The 16,529-nt window shown below is 58.8% G+C and carries 15 protein-coding genes; 3 read left to right on the top strand and 12 right to left on the bottom strand.

The annotated features are described in order from the left end of the window. Positions 1–2: 2 nt before the first annotated feature. The 4 genes from K1W69_RS00165 to K1W69_RS00150 form a co-directional block, all read right to left on the bottom strand. Entirely contained in the window at positions 3–2,597 is a 2,595-nt protein-coding gene (locus K1W69_RS00165; RefSeq protein ID WP_220226315.1) for a DEAD/DEAH box helicase, read from the bottom strand. Between the two features lie 3 nt (positions 2,598–2,600). Then, positions 2,601–4,736: a site-specific DNA-methyltransferase gene (locus K1W69_RS00160; RefSeq protein ID WP_370688153.1), complete on the bottom strand. Its 2,136-nt coding sequence runs from the start codon at positions 4,734–4,736 to the stop codon at positions 2,601–2,603. 51 nt (positions 4,737–4,787) lie between these two features. Continuing rightward, positions 4,788–5,000, bottom strand: coding sequence for a ribbon-helix-helix protein, CopG family (locus K1W69_RS27365; RefSeq protein ID WP_220226314.1), 213 nt, complete (start codon positions 4,998–5,000; stop codon positions 4,788–4,790). Between the two features lie 150 nt (positions 5,001–5,150). Beyond that, positions 5,151–5,702, bottom strand: a complete 552-nt coding sequence (locus K1W69_RS00150) for a recombinase family protein (protein WP_220226313.1) — start codon at positions 5,700–5,702, stop codon at positions 5,151–5,153. A gap of 464 nt (positions 5,703–6,166) precedes the next feature. On the opposite strand from K1W69_RS00150, the gene K1W69_RS00145 reads away from it, so the two are divergent. Next, positions 6,167–7,630 (top strand): type IV secretory system conjugative DNA transfer family protein, encoded by a 1,464-nt coding sequence (locus tag K1W69_RS00145; protein ID WP_220226312.1) that lies wholly within the window; start codon positions 6,167–6,169, stop codon positions 7,628–7,630. 12 nt (positions 7,631–7,642) lie between these two features. Continuing rightward, positions 7,643–7,981 (top strand): hypothetical protein, encoded by a 339-nt coding sequence (locus K1W69_RS00140; protein WP_220226311.1) that lies wholly within the window; start codon positions 7,643–7,645, stop codon positions 7,979–7,981. A gap of 69 nt (positions 7,982–8,050) precedes the next feature. Here the strand turns inward: K1W69_RS00140 and K1W69_RS00135 are convergent, their stop codons facing one another. The 4 genes from K1W69_RS00135 to K1W69_RS00120 all read right to left on the bottom strand — a co-directional run bounded on the left by K1W69_RS00135 (position 8,051) and on the right by K1W69_RS00120 (position 12,079). Further along, entirely contained in the window at positions 8,051–8,989 is a 939-nt protein-coding gene (locus tag K1W69_RS00135; protein ID WP_220226310.1) for a hypothetical protein, read from the bottom strand. Positions 8,990–9,023: 34 nt separating this feature from the next. Continuing rightward, on the bottom strand, positions 9,024–10,715 hold the full coding sequence (locus K1W69_RS00130) for a relaxase/mobilization nuclease domain-containing protein (RefSeq protein ID WP_220226309.1): 1,692 nt from the start codon (positions 10,713–10,715) through the stop codon (positions 9,024–9,026). Further along, positions 10,705–11,274, bottom strand: coding sequence for a plasmid mobilization protein (locus K1W69_RS00125; RefSeq protein WP_220226308.1), 570 nt, complete (start codon positions 11,272–11,274; stop codon positions 10,705–10,707). Before K1W69_RS00125 ends, K1W69_RS00130 begins: the two co-directional genes overlap by 11 nt. 574 nt (positions 11,275–11,848) lie before the next feature. After that, positions 11,849–12,079 (bottom strand): hypothetical protein, encoded by a 231-nt coding sequence (locus K1W69_RS00120; protein WP_220226307.1) that lies wholly within the window; start codon positions 12,077–12,079, stop codon positions 11,849–11,851. Between the two features lie 498 nt (positions 12,080–12,577). On the opposite strand from K1W69_RS00120, the gene K1W69_RS00115 reads away from it, so the two are divergent. Beyond that, complete coding sequence (locus tag K1W69_RS00115; RefSeq protein WP_220226306.1) at positions 12,578–12,841, top strand: hypothetical protein; 264 nt, start codon at positions 12,578–12,580, stop codon at positions 12,839–12,841. 219 nt (positions 12,842–13,060) lie between these two features. On the opposite strand, the gene K1W69_RS00110 is transcribed toward K1W69_RS00115, so the two are convergent. From K1W69_RS00110 to K1W69_RS00095, 4 genes are all read right to left on the bottom strand, one after another. After that, positions 13,061–13,567, bottom strand: a complete 507-nt coding sequence (locus tag K1W69_RS00110) for a hypothetical protein (RefSeq protein ID WP_220226305.1) — start codon at positions 13,565–13,567, stop codon at positions 13,061–13,063. A 75-nt stretch (positions 13,568–13,642) separates the two neighbouring features. Beyond that, positions 13,643–13,939: a DUF736 domain-containing protein gene (locus tag K1W69_RS00105; protein WP_220226304.1), complete on the bottom strand. Its 297-nt coding sequence runs from the start codon at positions 13,937–13,939 to the stop codon at positions 13,643–13,645. A gap of 464 nt (positions 13,940–14,403) precedes the next feature. Then, the gene (locus K1W69_RS00100) at positions 14,404–14,589 is read right to left on the bottom strand and encodes a hypothetical protein (RefSeq protein ID WP_220226303.1); all 186 of its coding nucleotides are present in this window, start codon (positions 14,587–14,589) and stop codon (positions 14,404–14,406) included. A 75-nt stretch (positions 14,590–14,664) separates the two neighbouring features. After that, positions 14,665–16,503, bottom strand: coding sequence for a ParB/RepB/Spo0J family partition protein (locus K1W69_RS00095; RefSeq protein ID WP_220226302.1), 1,839 nt, complete (start codon positions 16,501–16,503; stop codon positions 14,665–14,667). Positions 16,504–16,529 lie beyond the last annotated feature (26 nt).

Below are 16,529 nucleotides of genomic sequence, written 5' to 3'. Positions count from 1 at the left end.
AGCTACATGACGTAATCATGCGCCACCTCGCTATCGTAAACCTCCTTCACAGTCGCTGCGGACTTGACCGCCGCTCGGGCTGAAGCCTCCGTCAGGTCGATAGTGCGAAAGGTCCCTCCAACTTCGGCGACAACCTCGATGCGCCGGTATGTGCCCGCGTTAGCTTCAGCGTACTCCGCTAAGCCCTGCAGCTTCGGAAGAGCGTCACCAAACTGAATTCCATGGGGATCGACGATATCAGCGACCACCGTGCCGTCGTCCAGCTGCGCAAAGAAGATGAAGTCTGGCCGAACGATTTTTATGTCGCCGCCTTCTTCATAGGTTACGCCCAAGGAATCCTGACTGGCACGGGCTGGGTTTCGATACCAGGCGACGGTGCCGTTGCGCTCCAGCTCGGCCTTGACGACCTTGCCTTCCCATGAATTGAAGTCGCCAGGGAAAAGGCCATCCTCATCGCAAAGCATGTGCCTTTCGAAGCGTGGTAGCGGCTCTTCGGTGCCGTCGGCCTTGCGGGCCGTGGTCATCTGAAGCCAAGTGTTGGGCCGTGCGAGATCAACGTCCAACGGATCGGCACTCATTTCGCGAATTTGGCGATAGACATCCTGGCGTTCATCGGAAAGGCTCTTGATTTGAACCCGGTAATTGGTCAGCCACTGGTTTGACAGCTTCTCCGCAGCGATCTCAAGATCATCCTTCAGATCAGGAACAAGGCCAAGCGCGGCGATGACGGTATGCGCCTCGACCAGCGCGTCTTCGGGATCTTCATCCTCGTCCGCTTTGCTGGCGAGATGTTCGCTATAGGTCGTAGCAAGGTCAGGGCTGATAACGCGGGCCGCGCGCTTGTATGCGTCTTCGATGACGGCGTAGTCGGCAGCTTCGACAAAATCGTCAAACGTCATTTCCTTGGTCTCGACATCAGCCTTTACCGTCTTTCCCTCAACGGTCATCACTGAGTCGCGGGCTTTCCTGATTTCTTCGGCATACCGGACTTGTGCGCCGTCCAGAACCTTGTGCAATTCGGCATGGGCTTTCTTGCCGGCGTCCGCGAGGAGGCCGTCAACAGCCAGTTCGTGGGCAAGCGCCGTTAGCCGTTTGACCGGGCGAGCCTGCCGCTTCGGCAAGGTTTGCGACGGCAAGGAAAGCAGCTTTTGCCAAACGTCCTCGGAGATTGCCGGATTGGGCTTCATCTCGCGCGGATTGATCAGCACGCGCCGACCGGGCAGTTCCTCCCCGGCCTCGCCGCCTGACATGAGTGCCGTGACAACGGCCTCAACCGATTTCTTGTCGAAATGAGGAAGCAGGCAATCGACCGCGTTCAGCCGGTCGTTGCCGGGAATCCGCCGTGCCAGTGGCGTGCGAACCATTCGACCGAGAAGCTGGGTGATGTGGGTCTTGTCCGTTGCCGCCCGGAAGGAAACCATGACTTCCGCACGCGGGCAGTCCCAGCCTGTGCTGATGGCGTCCTTGGCAATCAGAATGCGTACCCAATCGGATTCCTGAACTCGTTCCGGTGCGATGTAGGGGGCCGTATGTCGGCCAAAGGTCTCGGTTTTGTGTTCACCGAAAACGTTGGCGATAGAGTCGTGCTGAAGCTCTGGCCATTGCTCGAAGATCGTGTCGAGCCATAGGCCGATTTCGTTGTGGTCCGGGGAGTTTGGAACCTGCAACACCATGAGGGGCAGAACGGTATCGGCGTCGTCCTGCTGCTTGGCGTACTCCGCCCAGGCGTTCGAGATATCACTCAACTTGGCCGTGCCGCGACGCAGAAGCACGGTTGAAAAATCGCCGGTCTCGTCGGGGACATCGAGGTTGATCGTGTCTTTCAGAAGGCCCGAATCCTGAACCTTCTTTGCATCGACAATCACGTTGGGCAGGGTGCTACGGTCCTGCATACCGGAAACGGCATCGTTGAATCGTTGAACCGTTGCGGAGATACCCCAGACAATCGGGATACCGGGCACCGCGCCCGAACCGTTGATGAGCTGCTTGACGATTGTCGGTTTGCCGTCGCCGTTGGACCGACCACCTTCCTTCATACCGCGATGAGCTTCATCAAGGATGAGGTAAAGGGTCAGGTCGGGGTCTTCGATGGTGTTCTGGATCGTGTCCCAGATCGTATGCGACCGCATGTCAGGCATGATGCGCTGGCCGTCCGCCGTTTCCAGCGCCGGGTCGTTGGGGTCGTGGCCGCGCACCAGAAGGCTGTTCTTGGACAGCTTCTGCGTGTTCAGGAAGTAGATTTTTCCAGGCTGGAATTTCTCTCCAGCGAAGCTGTTCCCGACGCTGACCAGATCGGAGATGGTGAGCTTGTCAGACGCTTCCTGGAGCCGCCAGCGGGATTGTTCGTTCAGAGACGGGTCATCGCTGAACCAGATCACCACGGCACCTGGATCAGCCTCGAAGTCGAAATCGTCGTTACCATAGAAAAGGGATTCAAAGACTGCCGCCGCCATGACGGTCTTGCCCGCGCCGGTCGTCGCAGTCAGGGAGAAAGCGTGCTTGTCACGGTCTTCATGCCAGCGTTTGCGGGCTTTCTTCAGCCGGTCCAGAACCTCTTTGACGGCCTCGTCCTGATAATCCTTCAGCGTAAACTTCATGACTCAGCGCCCCATCGAGAATCGGAAATTGGTCAGATACGACTCGTAGAGCCGTACCGGCTCGACGGCATCGGGCAAGTGGCGCGTGACAGCCTGGAAACGTCGGTCGTCATCCGTCACGATATACGCAATGCGAATGGTGCCCTTGGCCTCGACTGTTTTGCAAAAGGCGGTCGCTTTGTCCAAGTCAGTCAGCAGGCCGTAAGTGTCCGCCACTTCCCAACCGTCGGCTGGGATTGCATCGATCCGCCGACCTTCACTGCCCGCCCGCATCCACAGGAGCGGCGCAACGCGCGCGAACGCGCGATTGTGGCTGACCGAGACCGGCGTTTCGTAGGACAGGGTGAAGAACTCGGCGTTCTCCTCGAATCCCTCGGCCATGGGAAATTCGTCCGTGAACTTGTAATCGCCCTCGATGGGATCGCCGTCTGGCGTCTTCCCAGTGATCGCAGCGGCGATGCGAGGCTTGGTGATGTAGTCGCAAATGCCCCATTTCTCCCAATCGGGATCACCGGGTCGCAAACCATCCCTTCGTAGCGAAGTCTGTTCGTCGGCAGCAACTTCGTTGTTTGTTACCGAGATACACTGGCGGCGACCACCATCCTGCCGGTTTAGCCGCATGACTGCGTGAGCTGTTGTGCCGGACCCACTGAAAAAATCCAGAACTACCGCTCGTTTCCTTTCGACAATAAAAAATCGCAGGACATCTTCGACTGCGTACAAGCTCTTAGGGAACGGAAATCGCCTTTGGGGAATAATTTTTATAAGCAAGCGACTACCGTACTGTGTTGCGTCATGTGATGGGATAGACCACTGAGTTGAAGGTATCGCCAGTACGTTTTCACCAGATGTTTCATTTTCAGAGAGCATCAAAGCCCCATCCGGCCCGATTCCTAGCGACTCGTACTCACCGCTTTGAACTTTCTTCCACTCGCCAGGCTTCAGATAATAGACTGTGAATCCCTTATCTTGATCTCCGCCTATCTTTACGCGCCCTTGGCCGTGATAACTTCTCAGGGTGTCAGGCGACACTTGCCAGCGTCCCTCGGTCCCATCTTTCCGTATTGGGAGAATCGGTGTGCTTCCTATTGGGCCGGGAGCCGGAGTTGAGTCACCCGGCGATAGCGGTTCGCCTATATCAACAACAGCTTTGCTTTCCTGGTCCACGTAGATTGCGTAAAATCCCCCAGGCGAGTCCTTGCGTTGCGCAGCTGTGCCAGAGCGCCTCAGCAAGTCCCAACGGGCTTTGCCGGTGTGGGTGCGACCTTTTGAACTGACCCAATCGCGGCTAAGCGGAAGGCGCGCAGGTGCGATTGACCCAATCATCACAACGAAGACGTATTCATCAATCCGAGCAAATGAACCTGTTCGAGCCTGGGCAGCAGGGTTAATAGAGGACGATATCATCTGAATTCGCGCCTCTGGAAAGGTTTGCTCAAGAAGCAACCCCAGTCGCAAACATTCCTTCTCATCTATAGTGACAATAAGCACTGAAGACTCGGCGCTAAGCAAGTCGCGAGCGACTTTAAGTCTGCGCTCGATAAATGCGAGCCACTTAGAGTGGCGATAAAGATCTTCCTCTCCAACGTAATCGTTGTTGTACTTCCAATCGCGCGCCCCAGAATTATAGGGTGGGTCGATGTAGATGACGTCAATCTTACCCCGATGCGTAAATGTCAGTGCTTCAAGTGCATGGAAATTCTCGCCATTGATCACGGTGTGGAAAGGTTTATCGACTCCACGCTCGACTTTTCCCGTGCTGACGAGCCCAGGGTAGATGTAGTCGCGAAATTCCGCGACAACCACGAGGTCGGTAACCGGCACCTCTTGTGTTTCCGGCTCTTCCGCGCCGATCAGTTCAACAAGGGCCTTCCGCTCTGCGCCCTTCCCGGACAGGCTCCGGACTTTCCAAAGCCGCTGGTCGCCTTTTTTAGTCTCGCCGCGCGGCGGCAGGATGCGCACCTTGTCACCCTTGCGCACAGGACGGCCTGGCAGCTCGACGCTTTCGGGGCGGTGACGCTCGAAATTGAGGCCGAACGAACGGCGGGCGGACAATACCTTGAATTCCCGTTCCAGCTCCTGCCCAAGGGACGGGTCCTTGGCTTTCGCCTGCGTAATCAGATCAGTGAGGCGTGACACGAATAGTTCCTCTTCCGGCAAGAAAATCGATGAGGGCTGTGGCGGTGGGGATCATGTACTTTGGCCCTCTTTTCCGCCACTTCCAGCGAGCCTAAGAGGCAACTCAGGATGTGCTCCATGCTCCTGGACAAACCGATGGATCGCCTGACGGATAACCCACGATAGGGAAACATCGCTTTTCTCAGCGATGGCTGTCAGGGCGGCGTAATCCTCGTCATCGAGGCTTACAGTCAGTCTGGTGGTCTTTTTTCGGCGCTCGGACATTTCGGCTCCATGGAATCTACCCAAGGGGTACAGCGCTTTGCACCGAACATCAACAAAGTGATGCAGTTTTCATCGTAGGCGTCATTATGAAAGTGGATCTCACAGGAGTGACACGTTACTCGGACGGTGAGGCGCCAAGGCCCTCACCCACTACTCTGTTGTGGTGAGGCGGTTGATTGTCGAACGGTGAACGCCGAAGGTACGAGCGATTTCAGCCTGGCTCTGACCTTCCTGAATCCAGCGCAGCGCCTTGCGGCGCTGATCGCTGGTGAGGGCACGGCGACGGCCAAGTTGGCGGCCCTGCTCACGGGCATGGGCAAGGCCAGCGCGGGTGCGCTCCCTGATCATCTCCCGCTCGAATTCCGCTACACTGCCCAGCATCTGCATCATCATCCGGCCGGCCGGCGTCGTAGTGTCTATGGCCTCGGTCAGCGATCTGAAGCCTCCACCTGCCTTTTCGAGGCGGTCCATAATGCGCAGAAGGTCCATGAGGGAACGGGAAAGGCGGTCAAGTTTCCAGACGATGACAACGTCATCCGGCGCAACCGCATCGAGAAGCTTTTGCAGTGCTGGCCGATCGAAGCGCCCTCCGGAGGCTGCGTCTTCGAAGATGGTCTCGGCACCCGCTGCCTTCAGCGCAGCAATCTGTGCGGCCGTATCCTGACCTTCAGATTTCGAGACGCGGGCATAGCCGTAAATCAACCGTCAAATTCGCTCCATTATTTTGTGCAGCAAGTATCCGCAGAAGAATTCGGCATCTCAGCATTGCTGCTGGGTCCAGTGAAAACACATATCAATTGGATTTTGATTGCATTATTTTGGGTGACAATCAAAAATTTGCACGAGTTAACATAAACATAGGCGTTGCCAGCCTCTATTGGTTTCGATCAAGTCAACTGAGTAGAAGACAGGGAGGCTGGCAACGTCTTTATTGTAGTGCATTTTCATCCATGATTCAGCCGTCAGTTAAGAATTTTTATTAGAAGCCATAAATTTTTGGTTTCGATATTAGTTTACTGAGGGCTTCAATTATGGAGTTATTGACGTTTTTTGTGCGCTTTTCGCGCTTTATGCTCTTTCGCTTTCCAGTTTGGTTTTTTGCGCTGACGGGCCTTGGCCTTCTAGCTTATTACATGATCGTTGGCGGACCGCTCGTCTGGATTGGCATGCTGGCAATATCGGCCGTGCTGGTTCTGATCGCAGTGGGGCTTCACAGACTTTTTGGCGCCGCGACCGAGGTTTTCGGCACAGCCGCATTCGCCAGGACGTCGGACTTGCGTCATGCAGGACTGTTTAGGCGCGGCCTGATTATCGGCAAGTCCAGATGGCGTTTCATCCGTCACGCCAAACCAGGTCACCTTCTAACCTTCGCCCCGACACGTTCCGGCAAGGGCGTCGGCGCCGTCATCCCGAACTTGCTGGACCACCCTGGTTCAGTCGTTGTGACGGATATTAAGGGCGAGAACCACGCCGTCACGCGAGCGTACCGCGAAACGCAGGGACGGGTTATCGCCTTCGCGCCCTTCGACCCGACCCTCGGCGGTCACGGCTATAACCCGCTGGATTTCATTCGAACCTTCACGCCGAACGAGGTAGACGACGCCCGCATGATCGCAGAGATGCTGGTCGCTCCCGATGGGAAGGAAGCCAATCACTGGGAACGGGAAGCGCGGACTCTGCTGACTGGCCTGTTGCTGCATGTGGCGCTTGAGCGCAAACCTCAGGAACGGAATCTGCATCGTGTCCGGGCATTGCTGATGCGGGATCGGTCAGGCTTCGAAGCCGTCATCAATGCCATGGCGCAATCCCCGCATATCGTGATCAGCACGATTGGACGGGGCTTTTCCCAGAAAGAGGACAAGGAACGCGGCGCTGTCATCTCAACAGCGCAAAGTCGCCTGGAGCCGTTCGATAGCCCACTGCTTCAAGCGGCGACGAACCACTCTTCGTTCAAGATGGAAGATCTGAAGCGTGAGACGCTATCGCTGTTCATCATCATCCCGCCGGAATATGTCGCCGTCTACCAGCCGGTTCTACGGCTCATGGTGGGCCTTGCCACTGCCGCCATGACACGGGAAGCGAAGCGCCCTAAGCATCCGGTGCTGTTCCTGCTCGACGAGCTGCCCGCCCTTGGGCACATGCGGCCCATCGAAGACGGCATCGGCTATCTCGCCGGTTATGGTGCGACCCTCTGGCTGTTCGTGCAGGACCTCGACCAGCTGCAGAAGACCTATGTCAAATGGCGCTCCATGATCGCCAACTGCGCGGTCAGACAGGCGTTCAACGTGCAGGACACGCAAACGGCGGAATTGCTGTCGGGCATGCTGGGGCAACGCACCGTGCGCACCCGAAGCGGCAGTCGATCAGGGCGGTTCCCATGGCTCTGGATGGCGACAAACTTCAACGAGACCGTGGCCGAGACGGGACGCCCGCTGCTGTCACCAGCCGAGATCATGCTCCTGCCGGAGAACCAGATGCTGGTCTTCGTGCAGGGCTGCAAACCGATCCTGGCCGAGAAGGTCAGGTATTTTACCGACCGGTATTTCCGCAAGCGCTTCGACGCGAGCGTTTCCAACAATGGCGAAAGCGCTGATCCGAGTGTCAGCGCCGCCGTCCCCCAAATTCAATGAAAGGATTTCACCATGCAATTTTTCAAAGATGCAAAGATTCTGATAGCTGCGACCTTCATGATGTCGGCGCCATTCATCCCCTCCACTGCATATGCGGGAGCCTTGTTCGACGAGTTGCCTAGGTGTGACGCACCGATGACGGTCTACCATGTGCGCGACGGGCTCCACGCCGCCGGTCCCGTGCCGGTGATCGATATTGTCGATGTCACCGAAGTTGCCGGACAATCCGATGCGCAGCGAAAGTGCCGGGGGACGGCCATAACGGATAGGGATCAGCGCCCCGTCACGTTCGATATCGGATGGCACGATCCGGTCAACGGCATCCCCTACTTCCGGGGATTGCTGGAATAATAGCCTCTATCATTGAACAGACCGAGGTCATACTATGGAGACCTCATTCAGCAACCCACCCAGTCAAAGTCATAGACATGACTCTTGGGCTTTGGGATGGCTGTAGAGCTTATCGCCGATAGGGTCGCCTGAACCCCAATCGCAGAATGCCGCAAGGTTTTCCGCGATTGGATGTTCGATAACCGCGTCAGGATGGTTCAATGGCTTATAGAGCTCCGAAGAACTTCGATTCTTGAAGAGGTAGTTTAGGCTATTGGCGAGTACATCAGCTGCGAGAACATATCCGTCTCCCTCACGCACAACGTTGATGGCGAGCTCTGTCACAACTACTTCTAGTTTCAAGCTCGGCGGAATATTGACGCCGACCTCAACCCTGCCTTCAACAACTTTTTTAGTAATGGTATCCCAGCCTTTGACGGTTGTTAGGTACGGGTCATCGCTCAATAGCCGTTTCGCAACAGATTCGAAATTTTTTACAATTGGACTGTCAATCTGATCAGTCCTAATTTCTACCGAAACTTTCTTGCGGCTTCGTTCTTCCAAAAACGCGATGATGTGAGAATACAAACCTGCAAACAACTCCTCGTGCATTGAAGGCGGCTTGTCTCGAACACTGCCCTGCTTTACTCGTGGTTCTGGCCGGTGAAGTGACGCAGACATCCTCGCCTCTTCAATAATTTTGCGCTGCATTTCATGCCAAGTACGCAATCCCTCCACGTGGATTGCATACCAAAAACAAGGTAAGTTCAGTTTTCGTATGGCTGCATAAACGTCTCGCCGCAGCCCCTCTTGTTGTCCCTCGGGCAAATCGGCGATATGCAACTTCCCAGACTTCGGTGCATATTTGTCGAGAATTGCTTGAAATTCCTGCCTCGCGACGCCTTCGCATTCCTCTGGAACCAATACACCAGCGAACACTCCCACCTCTCCCGGGAATGATTCCGCCTGGTCGGCATAGCCTTTCGCACCAGACTCATCGCAAGCAAAAACTATCTTTGTGTCGGTCATTTCCCTTCCCCCAATATTGAAGTGAATGTTTTCATCAATCATCAAACAGATCGAGGTCGAGCCCGAAGGGCCGGCCTCTTTCTTTGGTGCGTTCCCGCTCCAGCTGCCGCTTCTTGTGCAGCCGCCATGCCCGCTCCAACTGTTCCTTGCGGTCATCGGCCAGGTTGGCACGCTTGAGCGCCTTCTCGCTCAGCCGCTCCAGGGCACGTGCACGGGCTGCGATCTTGGCAGCCAGGCGCTTGCGGAGTTCGGCGGGACTGCCTGCGATATTCTGGATGATCTCCAGATCCCGCACGGCGGCCTTAGTGCGGCGGCGGGCCTGCTCGATCTCATGATGGGCCTGACCGTGTTTCAGGCGCGCGTCCCGCAGCTTCTGGCGGCGCTGCATGATGTAGCGGAATGACTTCTTGGCCTCCGCCCGGTCACGGGTGCGGTAATCACCGATCCGAACCCCCTTGACCGCGCCCAACAGGAAGGGGTCTTTCCGTATGGCGTCCTCAGCCTCCTTGATGCCCAGCTTTTTCTCCAGGTCATCCCAACGGGTGCGGGCCTTGTTCGCATCCTTGTAGACCTTGCTCAGCCCTTCGAGGAAACTGGCCTCCCGCTTCGTGATCCAGCCTGCCTCCCGTTCTGCCTGTCTGGCATGCCAGACTTCCTGCTGCTCGGCATAGCGGACGCGGCCCTTGCGACTGCGATAGGCGGCCTCGATCTGAATCCAGTAGCGATAATCCATGTCTGCTTGGTCGGCACGGCGAACGGCATCGCCTTCGGGCGAGGTGTCGATGTCGCCCGCGAGCATGCCTTCGACGGTGCTGCGCTCTTCCGGCTCCAGGTCACTGGTATCGAGGGCCTTCTGTCCTTCCCGGTCGTCGCGGGCGATCTCGGCCGCACGGTTCGCCATGAAGTCATCGAAGCGCTCCCCGAACCGCTCCTCCAGCGTGTTGAACCGTACCCCCTTGCCCATGTCGGACAGCTTGGCGAAACGCTCGCCGTCGGACAGGATCAGGCCCTGCCCCTTCCGCTCCATGGTGATACCCTTCTGGGTTAGCCGATGGTTCAGCTCGGCCCAGGTCTGAGACTGGTAAAAATCGTCTTTCAGGCGGCGGCGCAGATCGGCGGTCGCATCCTTGCCAAGGGGGATGAGCGCTTCCCGCTCTTCTCGTCTCGTCTTCCAGTATTCCCCATCGCTGAGGGCAGGCGCGAGGTCATCCACGTCCCGGCCAAGCTGGCGCTCGTATTCCCGATTGCGCAGGATGTTGAGCCCGTGCTCGCGGGCGAGCTCATGGACAATCCCGGTCAGCCGCTTGCCGTCCTGATGGCGGTCATAGGCGACGTGCTTTTGCGGATGGATGCGGTTCACCAGAAAATGCATGTGCGGATGCTCGGTGTCCTGATGGGAATAGACCATGAGCTGATGCTCGGTCAGGCCCATCCGCTCGATGACCTGCTGGGCGACCTTGCGCTTCAGCTCAGGCGTCACCTTCCCCGCCGCCGCATCCTTCGGATCGAAGGTGATCATGAAGTGATAGGCGGGCTGTTTGCAGCGGACGGATTTGGCTGCCGTCGCTTCCATCACGGAAGACGCAGCACGGGCATTGTCGGTGAAGAGATTGCGCACCTCGACGAATTCCACCCGGTCGGGGCTGAGCCCTTTGATCTCGCCTGCGAGGTAAAGGGCGGATGCCCGGAAGCTCTCTGGCTGTCGGCGTGGAACCTTAAAGCGCATCCCCGCCCCCCTCATCGGGGGACGCATCGGTGTCGGGGTCCTCGTCGATCTGGACGGGCTTTTTGGCGACCGCCTTATGGAGCGGATCGAGCACCCGGCGCATGATGGTGAGCGTCTCGTCCCGGTCGGCGGGGTCGATCTCCTTGCCCATGTTCGCCCGCCGCGCCATGGCGTTGATCGCGTGGCCGATGCCGTTGATGGCCTCGATCTCCCGCTCGATCAGCGGGGCCAGATCGAAGCGGTCAGTAACCCGGTTGACCAGCTCGCCGCCAACATAGTTTGCCCAGGGGCCATACGTCTCGTCGCCGGTCGCCTCGACCAGCTGACCGAGATTCGTTGCCATGGAAGTCAGCTCGTAGAGCAGCGCGTCCATGACCTTGTCGCGCTGTGGTCTGACCCGTGGTTTGATACCGAGCGCGCGGCTGCGGACATAGGTGGCGAAGGGCAGTCCGGCATCGATGGCGTCGCTCTGAATCTTCCGCCACTCAGCCTCGGTCAGGCGGATATAACAGACCTTGGTGCGACGCTCTTCAGGAGCCTTGGGACGCCGTCCGGCCATGGGGCTATGCCTCCCCTTGTCCTGACGCCTCGCAGAGCAAGAGGGCTGCGCTTGAGACCCCGCAAGGGGGTCGAATGCCAGAGCTGTTGAACGCACGAAAATACCCGCTGGACGCCTCTCGGGGGCTGTCCGGCAGGGCGGGCCGCAGGCTGCCCGTCAGGTATTTTTGTCGATCAACATCCATCTTGCCTCCCCCCTGTCGTTCAAAAATGCTCCCCCTCTTATGGGGTCGCCCGCCAGTGGGTGAAGGATTCAAGATGACAGAACAGGCAATTAGCGCCAGAAAATCTCAACATCACTCTACGGTTTTCAGGGTGCGATTGCAAGTCTCAACACATCCCAACAACCAGCAACAAGCCTATGCGAGGTGTAGTTCTGCGAGCCTGATGGTGGTAACGGACATGCGAAGCCCCCCGCCGAGGGGACCTTGCGGGCTTGCCTTTGCGGCCTGTCAGCTACTCGGCGGCGGCGAGTTCGATGATCACGCGGATGCAGGTTTCGGGAGGGCGGCGAACGCAAGGGAAGCCCCGCCGGTGTAACGGCGGGGTGCTTGCGGCGAAGTGCTGAATGTGGATCAGGCGGCCATGCGCCAGTCCGTGGCGGGTCGTCTCGGGCGGCGGGCTTCCATCAGGGCGATGGCGCAGCCGATCGGGGTCATGCCGATGTCGAAGGCGGTGCTAACATCCCGATACTGTTCATCGGTGAGATCGGCTTCCGCCTCGATCAAGTAGCTGTCCTCCACGGCGATGACGTATTCGTCCCAGCTCAGGTCGAATTGGTTTTCGGTGTTGCTCAATCGAGTCATGGTCTTTCCTCCTTCCGGTTTGTCCTGGCCGCGACCGCGGCCTTCCATGGGCAACGGAAGGCGGCGGCATAGGCGACCGGACGCACCCCAAGAGGCGCGGAGGGGCAAGGCCCCGACCGGGACTTGAAGTGGGCCGGAACGAAGTGGAGGACGGCGAGGACCGTCTTTCTTGTTGCGCGAGGAAGGTCGAAGACCGGGGAAGAAAGTCGGACAGCGCCGTTGCGGCGGGAGACGCCGACGCCACGTTTGCCCAATGAGGAAGGCCCGGCGGTCACGGCCAGCTGGAAGGATGGAAAGCCCCCGATTGAGCATGCCGGTCTCTTCGGCAAGCTGGGCACGTCAGCGGGGGCGCTGGTGGGCGCGTCCATAAATTGAGGGAGCCATCGCACAATGATTGCAGGACGGCATCGCCGACCGAATACGCAGGCAGGAGCATGACCGTGCGACTAGCCTGATCCCGCTTGCATCCGAACAAGAACAACAAACGGAGAGGCCACAATGGCAAAATACGACGCAAACTTCGGAGCCAGAAAGACGGAGCGGCGGCGGTTCCGGTTGTTCCTGTTCATCATGCTGCCGCTGCTCGCCGGACTGGGGTATCTGCTATCGGTCAATCCACCCAATAGGGCAAAACCCCAAGCGCACGAACAGCGGGCATCCTTCACGGACGCCGTTCGAGAAATCTGGGACGCGATCAGGATGACCTATTCATTGGAGATCGACGAAGATGGAAGACCTGTTCCTCCGCCATTTACCGAATAAAAGAACCCGACGCTGCCGCCAGCGCTGGGCTTGACCGGATGACCTGTCACTCAGCCATGTTGAGGGGATATTGTACGGGTTCGACGATGTAGGGACAGTGATCCGTGATGAAGTATCCGAGGGCATCCGCTTTGCGGAAACCGCTCCCGATGACAAGGCTGTCATCGGCTCCGGCGATGAGCGTCCAGATGCAATCGGCATCCGCTTCAGCCAGTGTCTTCAGTTCAGGTTCGGAGGTATCGAAGAGATACCCGCCGAAGGGGCGTCCGGATGGTCGCGGTGCGGATTGGCCAGCGGCCTGAACGTCTCCCGCCAGACATCGAACGGAACGTCGAACATCGCGGGAACAGTTGGCGTCATGCCGTTCTCGATGTGGCGCAAGGCGGCGGCGTAGCCTTCGGCTCTGCCCTCGGCCCGATAGCTGACATCGACATGCTCGTCACCGAAGTTCAGGCTAGGGAAGATCTCCCACATGGCATCCGTGCGAGCATCGAGGTGTTCGGCATGGCCCTTCATGGCGGTGAGCAGCTTGTCGCTGCCGTCCGTCATGGACTGGATGGCAAGTGTATGGCCTGCCGCAATGCCGTCCGCCTCTTTCCATGCGTCCCAGTCATCGGGATCGTCGGAAGTTTCGGCGGCTGTCAGAAGGCGCTCAGCTTCTTCAGTCAGGCGGGCGGTTTCCGCATGCAGCATGGTCAGTTGGTCGTCGGTTAAAATAATCGTCATGGTCAAAATTCCTTGATAAAAATGCCTTGGGGTTAAGGCCGCCCGCCGTGGTGGCGGGCGGCGATGGTGTCGTCCTTAGCGGCTCCAGATGAGGGCAAATCCCTTGTCCTGCTGCTCGACCAGGTTGGCGTAGATCGGAGCGGCGAAGCTCGGGTCGTCCAGCTTGACCGAGATGTACTCGTTGCCACCCTTGCTGGTGCGGTGCCAGGCCGCGCCGAGCTCAATCGTGCCCGCCTTGATGCGAAAGTCCGGGGCGGTGTCTGCGGTTTTCTCGACGCTGCTCACGGCGACCTTGGTGGCCTTCAGGCCAAGGGTCTGGATGGTGCCGGCGAAGCCGTTGTCGGTTTTGGTGAAGGTGCCGATGGTTGCCATGGTGATAGTCTCCTTAGTTTGGTGTCTGGGGGTCGCGCCCTTCGCGACCTTTCCATGGCCAATGTCAGAGACCGTCAAAGACCGGGCCTGCACCCGCAGGGCCATAACGCAGTGAAGGACGGCAAGCGGGCTGTTTCTTGAAGCGAAGCGTCCGCGAGGAAGGCCGAAGGCCGGGGAAGAAACCGACCGCGCGCCGTTGCAGGCGCGGGCGACGGGCTCAAATGTGGCCATATCAGGAAAGGACGTGAGGGGATGCGACCGCACCAAACACTTAGGAGGCTCACCATGGCGGCCTCGCCCGCCACACCCGACACGAGGCCGCCCGCGCGCAATCCCCGTGACCTGAATCACCCTGTCGCTGGTGTGAAACGGCGCAAGAAAACGCCCGCCCTGGCTGAAGGCCAAGACGGGCTGTAATCGGCATGTGTGGCCGTCACCGTAACAGGCGGCAAACGGTCCAATTCTCAGTCGCGGCGCGTCCCGCCGAAGAGCACTCCGAACAGCTTGCCTGTCAGCCACAGGACAAGCATCCCGACTGGAATGACGAACGGCGCACCGAGCAGCACCCAGCCCACGGCGTCGATATTGCCCGTGACATTGGCAGCGTATGCGGCCACGGCGATAAGAAGAATGGCGGCGATGATGTGCATGGGGAAACCCTCCCGAGAATGAAGAAGAAAGGCGGCACGGGCTGACTGCCCGCACCGCCCCGGATGCAGACGGGGTCAGGCGGCCACTTGCGTGGTATCGCCCTCGCCCGAGACGGCGGGCGTGGGGTCGCCGTCCGTGTCGTCTGCATTGACATCGTCTGCCTCGGCCTCCCCTTCCTGCCATGGCAGGTCTGCCCCCTCCGTCACGGCGGGGAACCGCATGGCATCGGGGAGCCATGCATTCGCCCGTTTGCGTAGTTCTTCGGGTAAGGTCGCATCGTCCTCGACGCAGCGCTGGAAGTGACGGGCAAGGGCAGCGGCAAGCTGGCTCTTGCTGTAATCCTTCATCCGTCCGAGACGGGTTACCGCCCCGCCTTCCTTGGCGATGGCCTCCAACTGGTCTTTGCGGCGGCGGGTCAGGAACGCCTCGTCGGGTGTCCAATGATTCCGCATCGATACGTCCAGATCGGCGGCAACTCGGTTGAACAGGCTGTCGCCCGTATCGAGCGCATCCATATTGCCCTGCCCGAAAGTCAGCGCCGTCAGGAACAGATGCAGCTGGTCAAGCTCTTCATCAGAATAGCCCTGCACCACCTCATAAAGAGCGGTCGGGTTCTTGACCTCGGCAAGCAGCGTCTCCCATGCGCCTCGCACGGGTCGGACGTAAGACGGGCGGCGATTATCCGTCATGCCTAGCGCCGTCACCATATCCTCGGCCTCCCGCTCGAGGGCGGTGTAGCTGGTTGGCTGATTGTCTTCCCCTACAAAATAGCCAAGGGCTGGATGGGCATCGAGGCGCACCCGTCCTGTCCAGTCAAAGCCGTTCAAAAGGCTGATGACGGCCACCTCCTTGGCCTTGCGGGGATTGGCGAGCAAGGTCTCCATCACGGCAAGGCTCTTATGAGCACTCATCATGCGGATGACAGGCCCAGAATATTCGGGCCGCTCCTTGGGGGCGGTCGGTGCGTCTGCGGTTTCTTCGGCAACAGACGGGGACACGTCACGGCGCACCAGCCCTTCCCGCACCTCGACACGGCCAGACGGCTTGAAGTGAATGACCACCCCGCCTTGTTCGTCTTCCTCGGCCTCACGATACTGCCACCACGGGGCATAGCTTTCGGTCAGCACCTCGACGAAGGCAGCGGTCTCCCCATGGTGTTTGGCAAGGGCGGCGACTGCCGCCTCTTGCAGGGTGAAGAACTGCTCCACGTCATCGAAGACGGTATTGTCATCATCGGCAAACAGGTCGGCGGTGAAGGTGCCCTCGTATTGTTCCAGCGGAAAGATGGCCAGCGATACGGCGGGCTTCTCGCCTGTCAGCAGGTGACGCAGGTCATCGCTGTCATAGTGATAGCCCTGCTCCAGCCGTTCGATGAGTGCCCGTTGCTGGTCATGGGTGCCAAGAGTCAGGGCCTCGGCGGCACCAAGGGAAATCTCCCCGTCCCGCACAAGAACCTTTACCTCGTCACAGAGAGAGGCCAACGCCACACGGCGTTTTACGGTCAGCACCGACACCCCTGCCTTCGCGGCGACATCCTCAAGGGATGCGCCCGAACCCAACAGGGTGGCGAAGGCTTCGGCCTCGTCCATGGGGGCAAGCTGTTCGCGCTGGATATTCTCGACGGTGGCGAGCCGCAAGGCATCGGCCTCGCTCAAATCACCTCGCACCTCGACGGGCACGGGGTAATCCTTGGCGATATCGCCGCGCTCGACCAACAGGGAGAGCGCACGATACCGCCGCTCGCCCGAAACAATCTCAAGTTTGCGTCCCTTTTTGCGGACTACAAGATTTTGCAGAAGGCCATCCGACAGGATGGAGGCGGCCAGCCCCTCAAGGGCGGCACTGTCCATGCTGCGGCGGGGGTTGCCCTCGGCTGCGGTGATTTTGGTCAGCGGTATGGTTTGAATGGTCATTTTCGTATTCCTCATTTTGGTTTGGT

This window comes from Flavimaribacter sediminis (assembly GCF_019492055.1).
Classification (GTDB): Bacteria; Pseudomonadota; Alphaproteobacteria; order Rhizobiales; family Rhizobiaceae; genus Flavimaribacter; species Flavimaribacter sediminis.
Note: the sequence above shows the minus strand (reverse complement) of the source record. Positions and strands in the feature narration are given on the sequence as shown.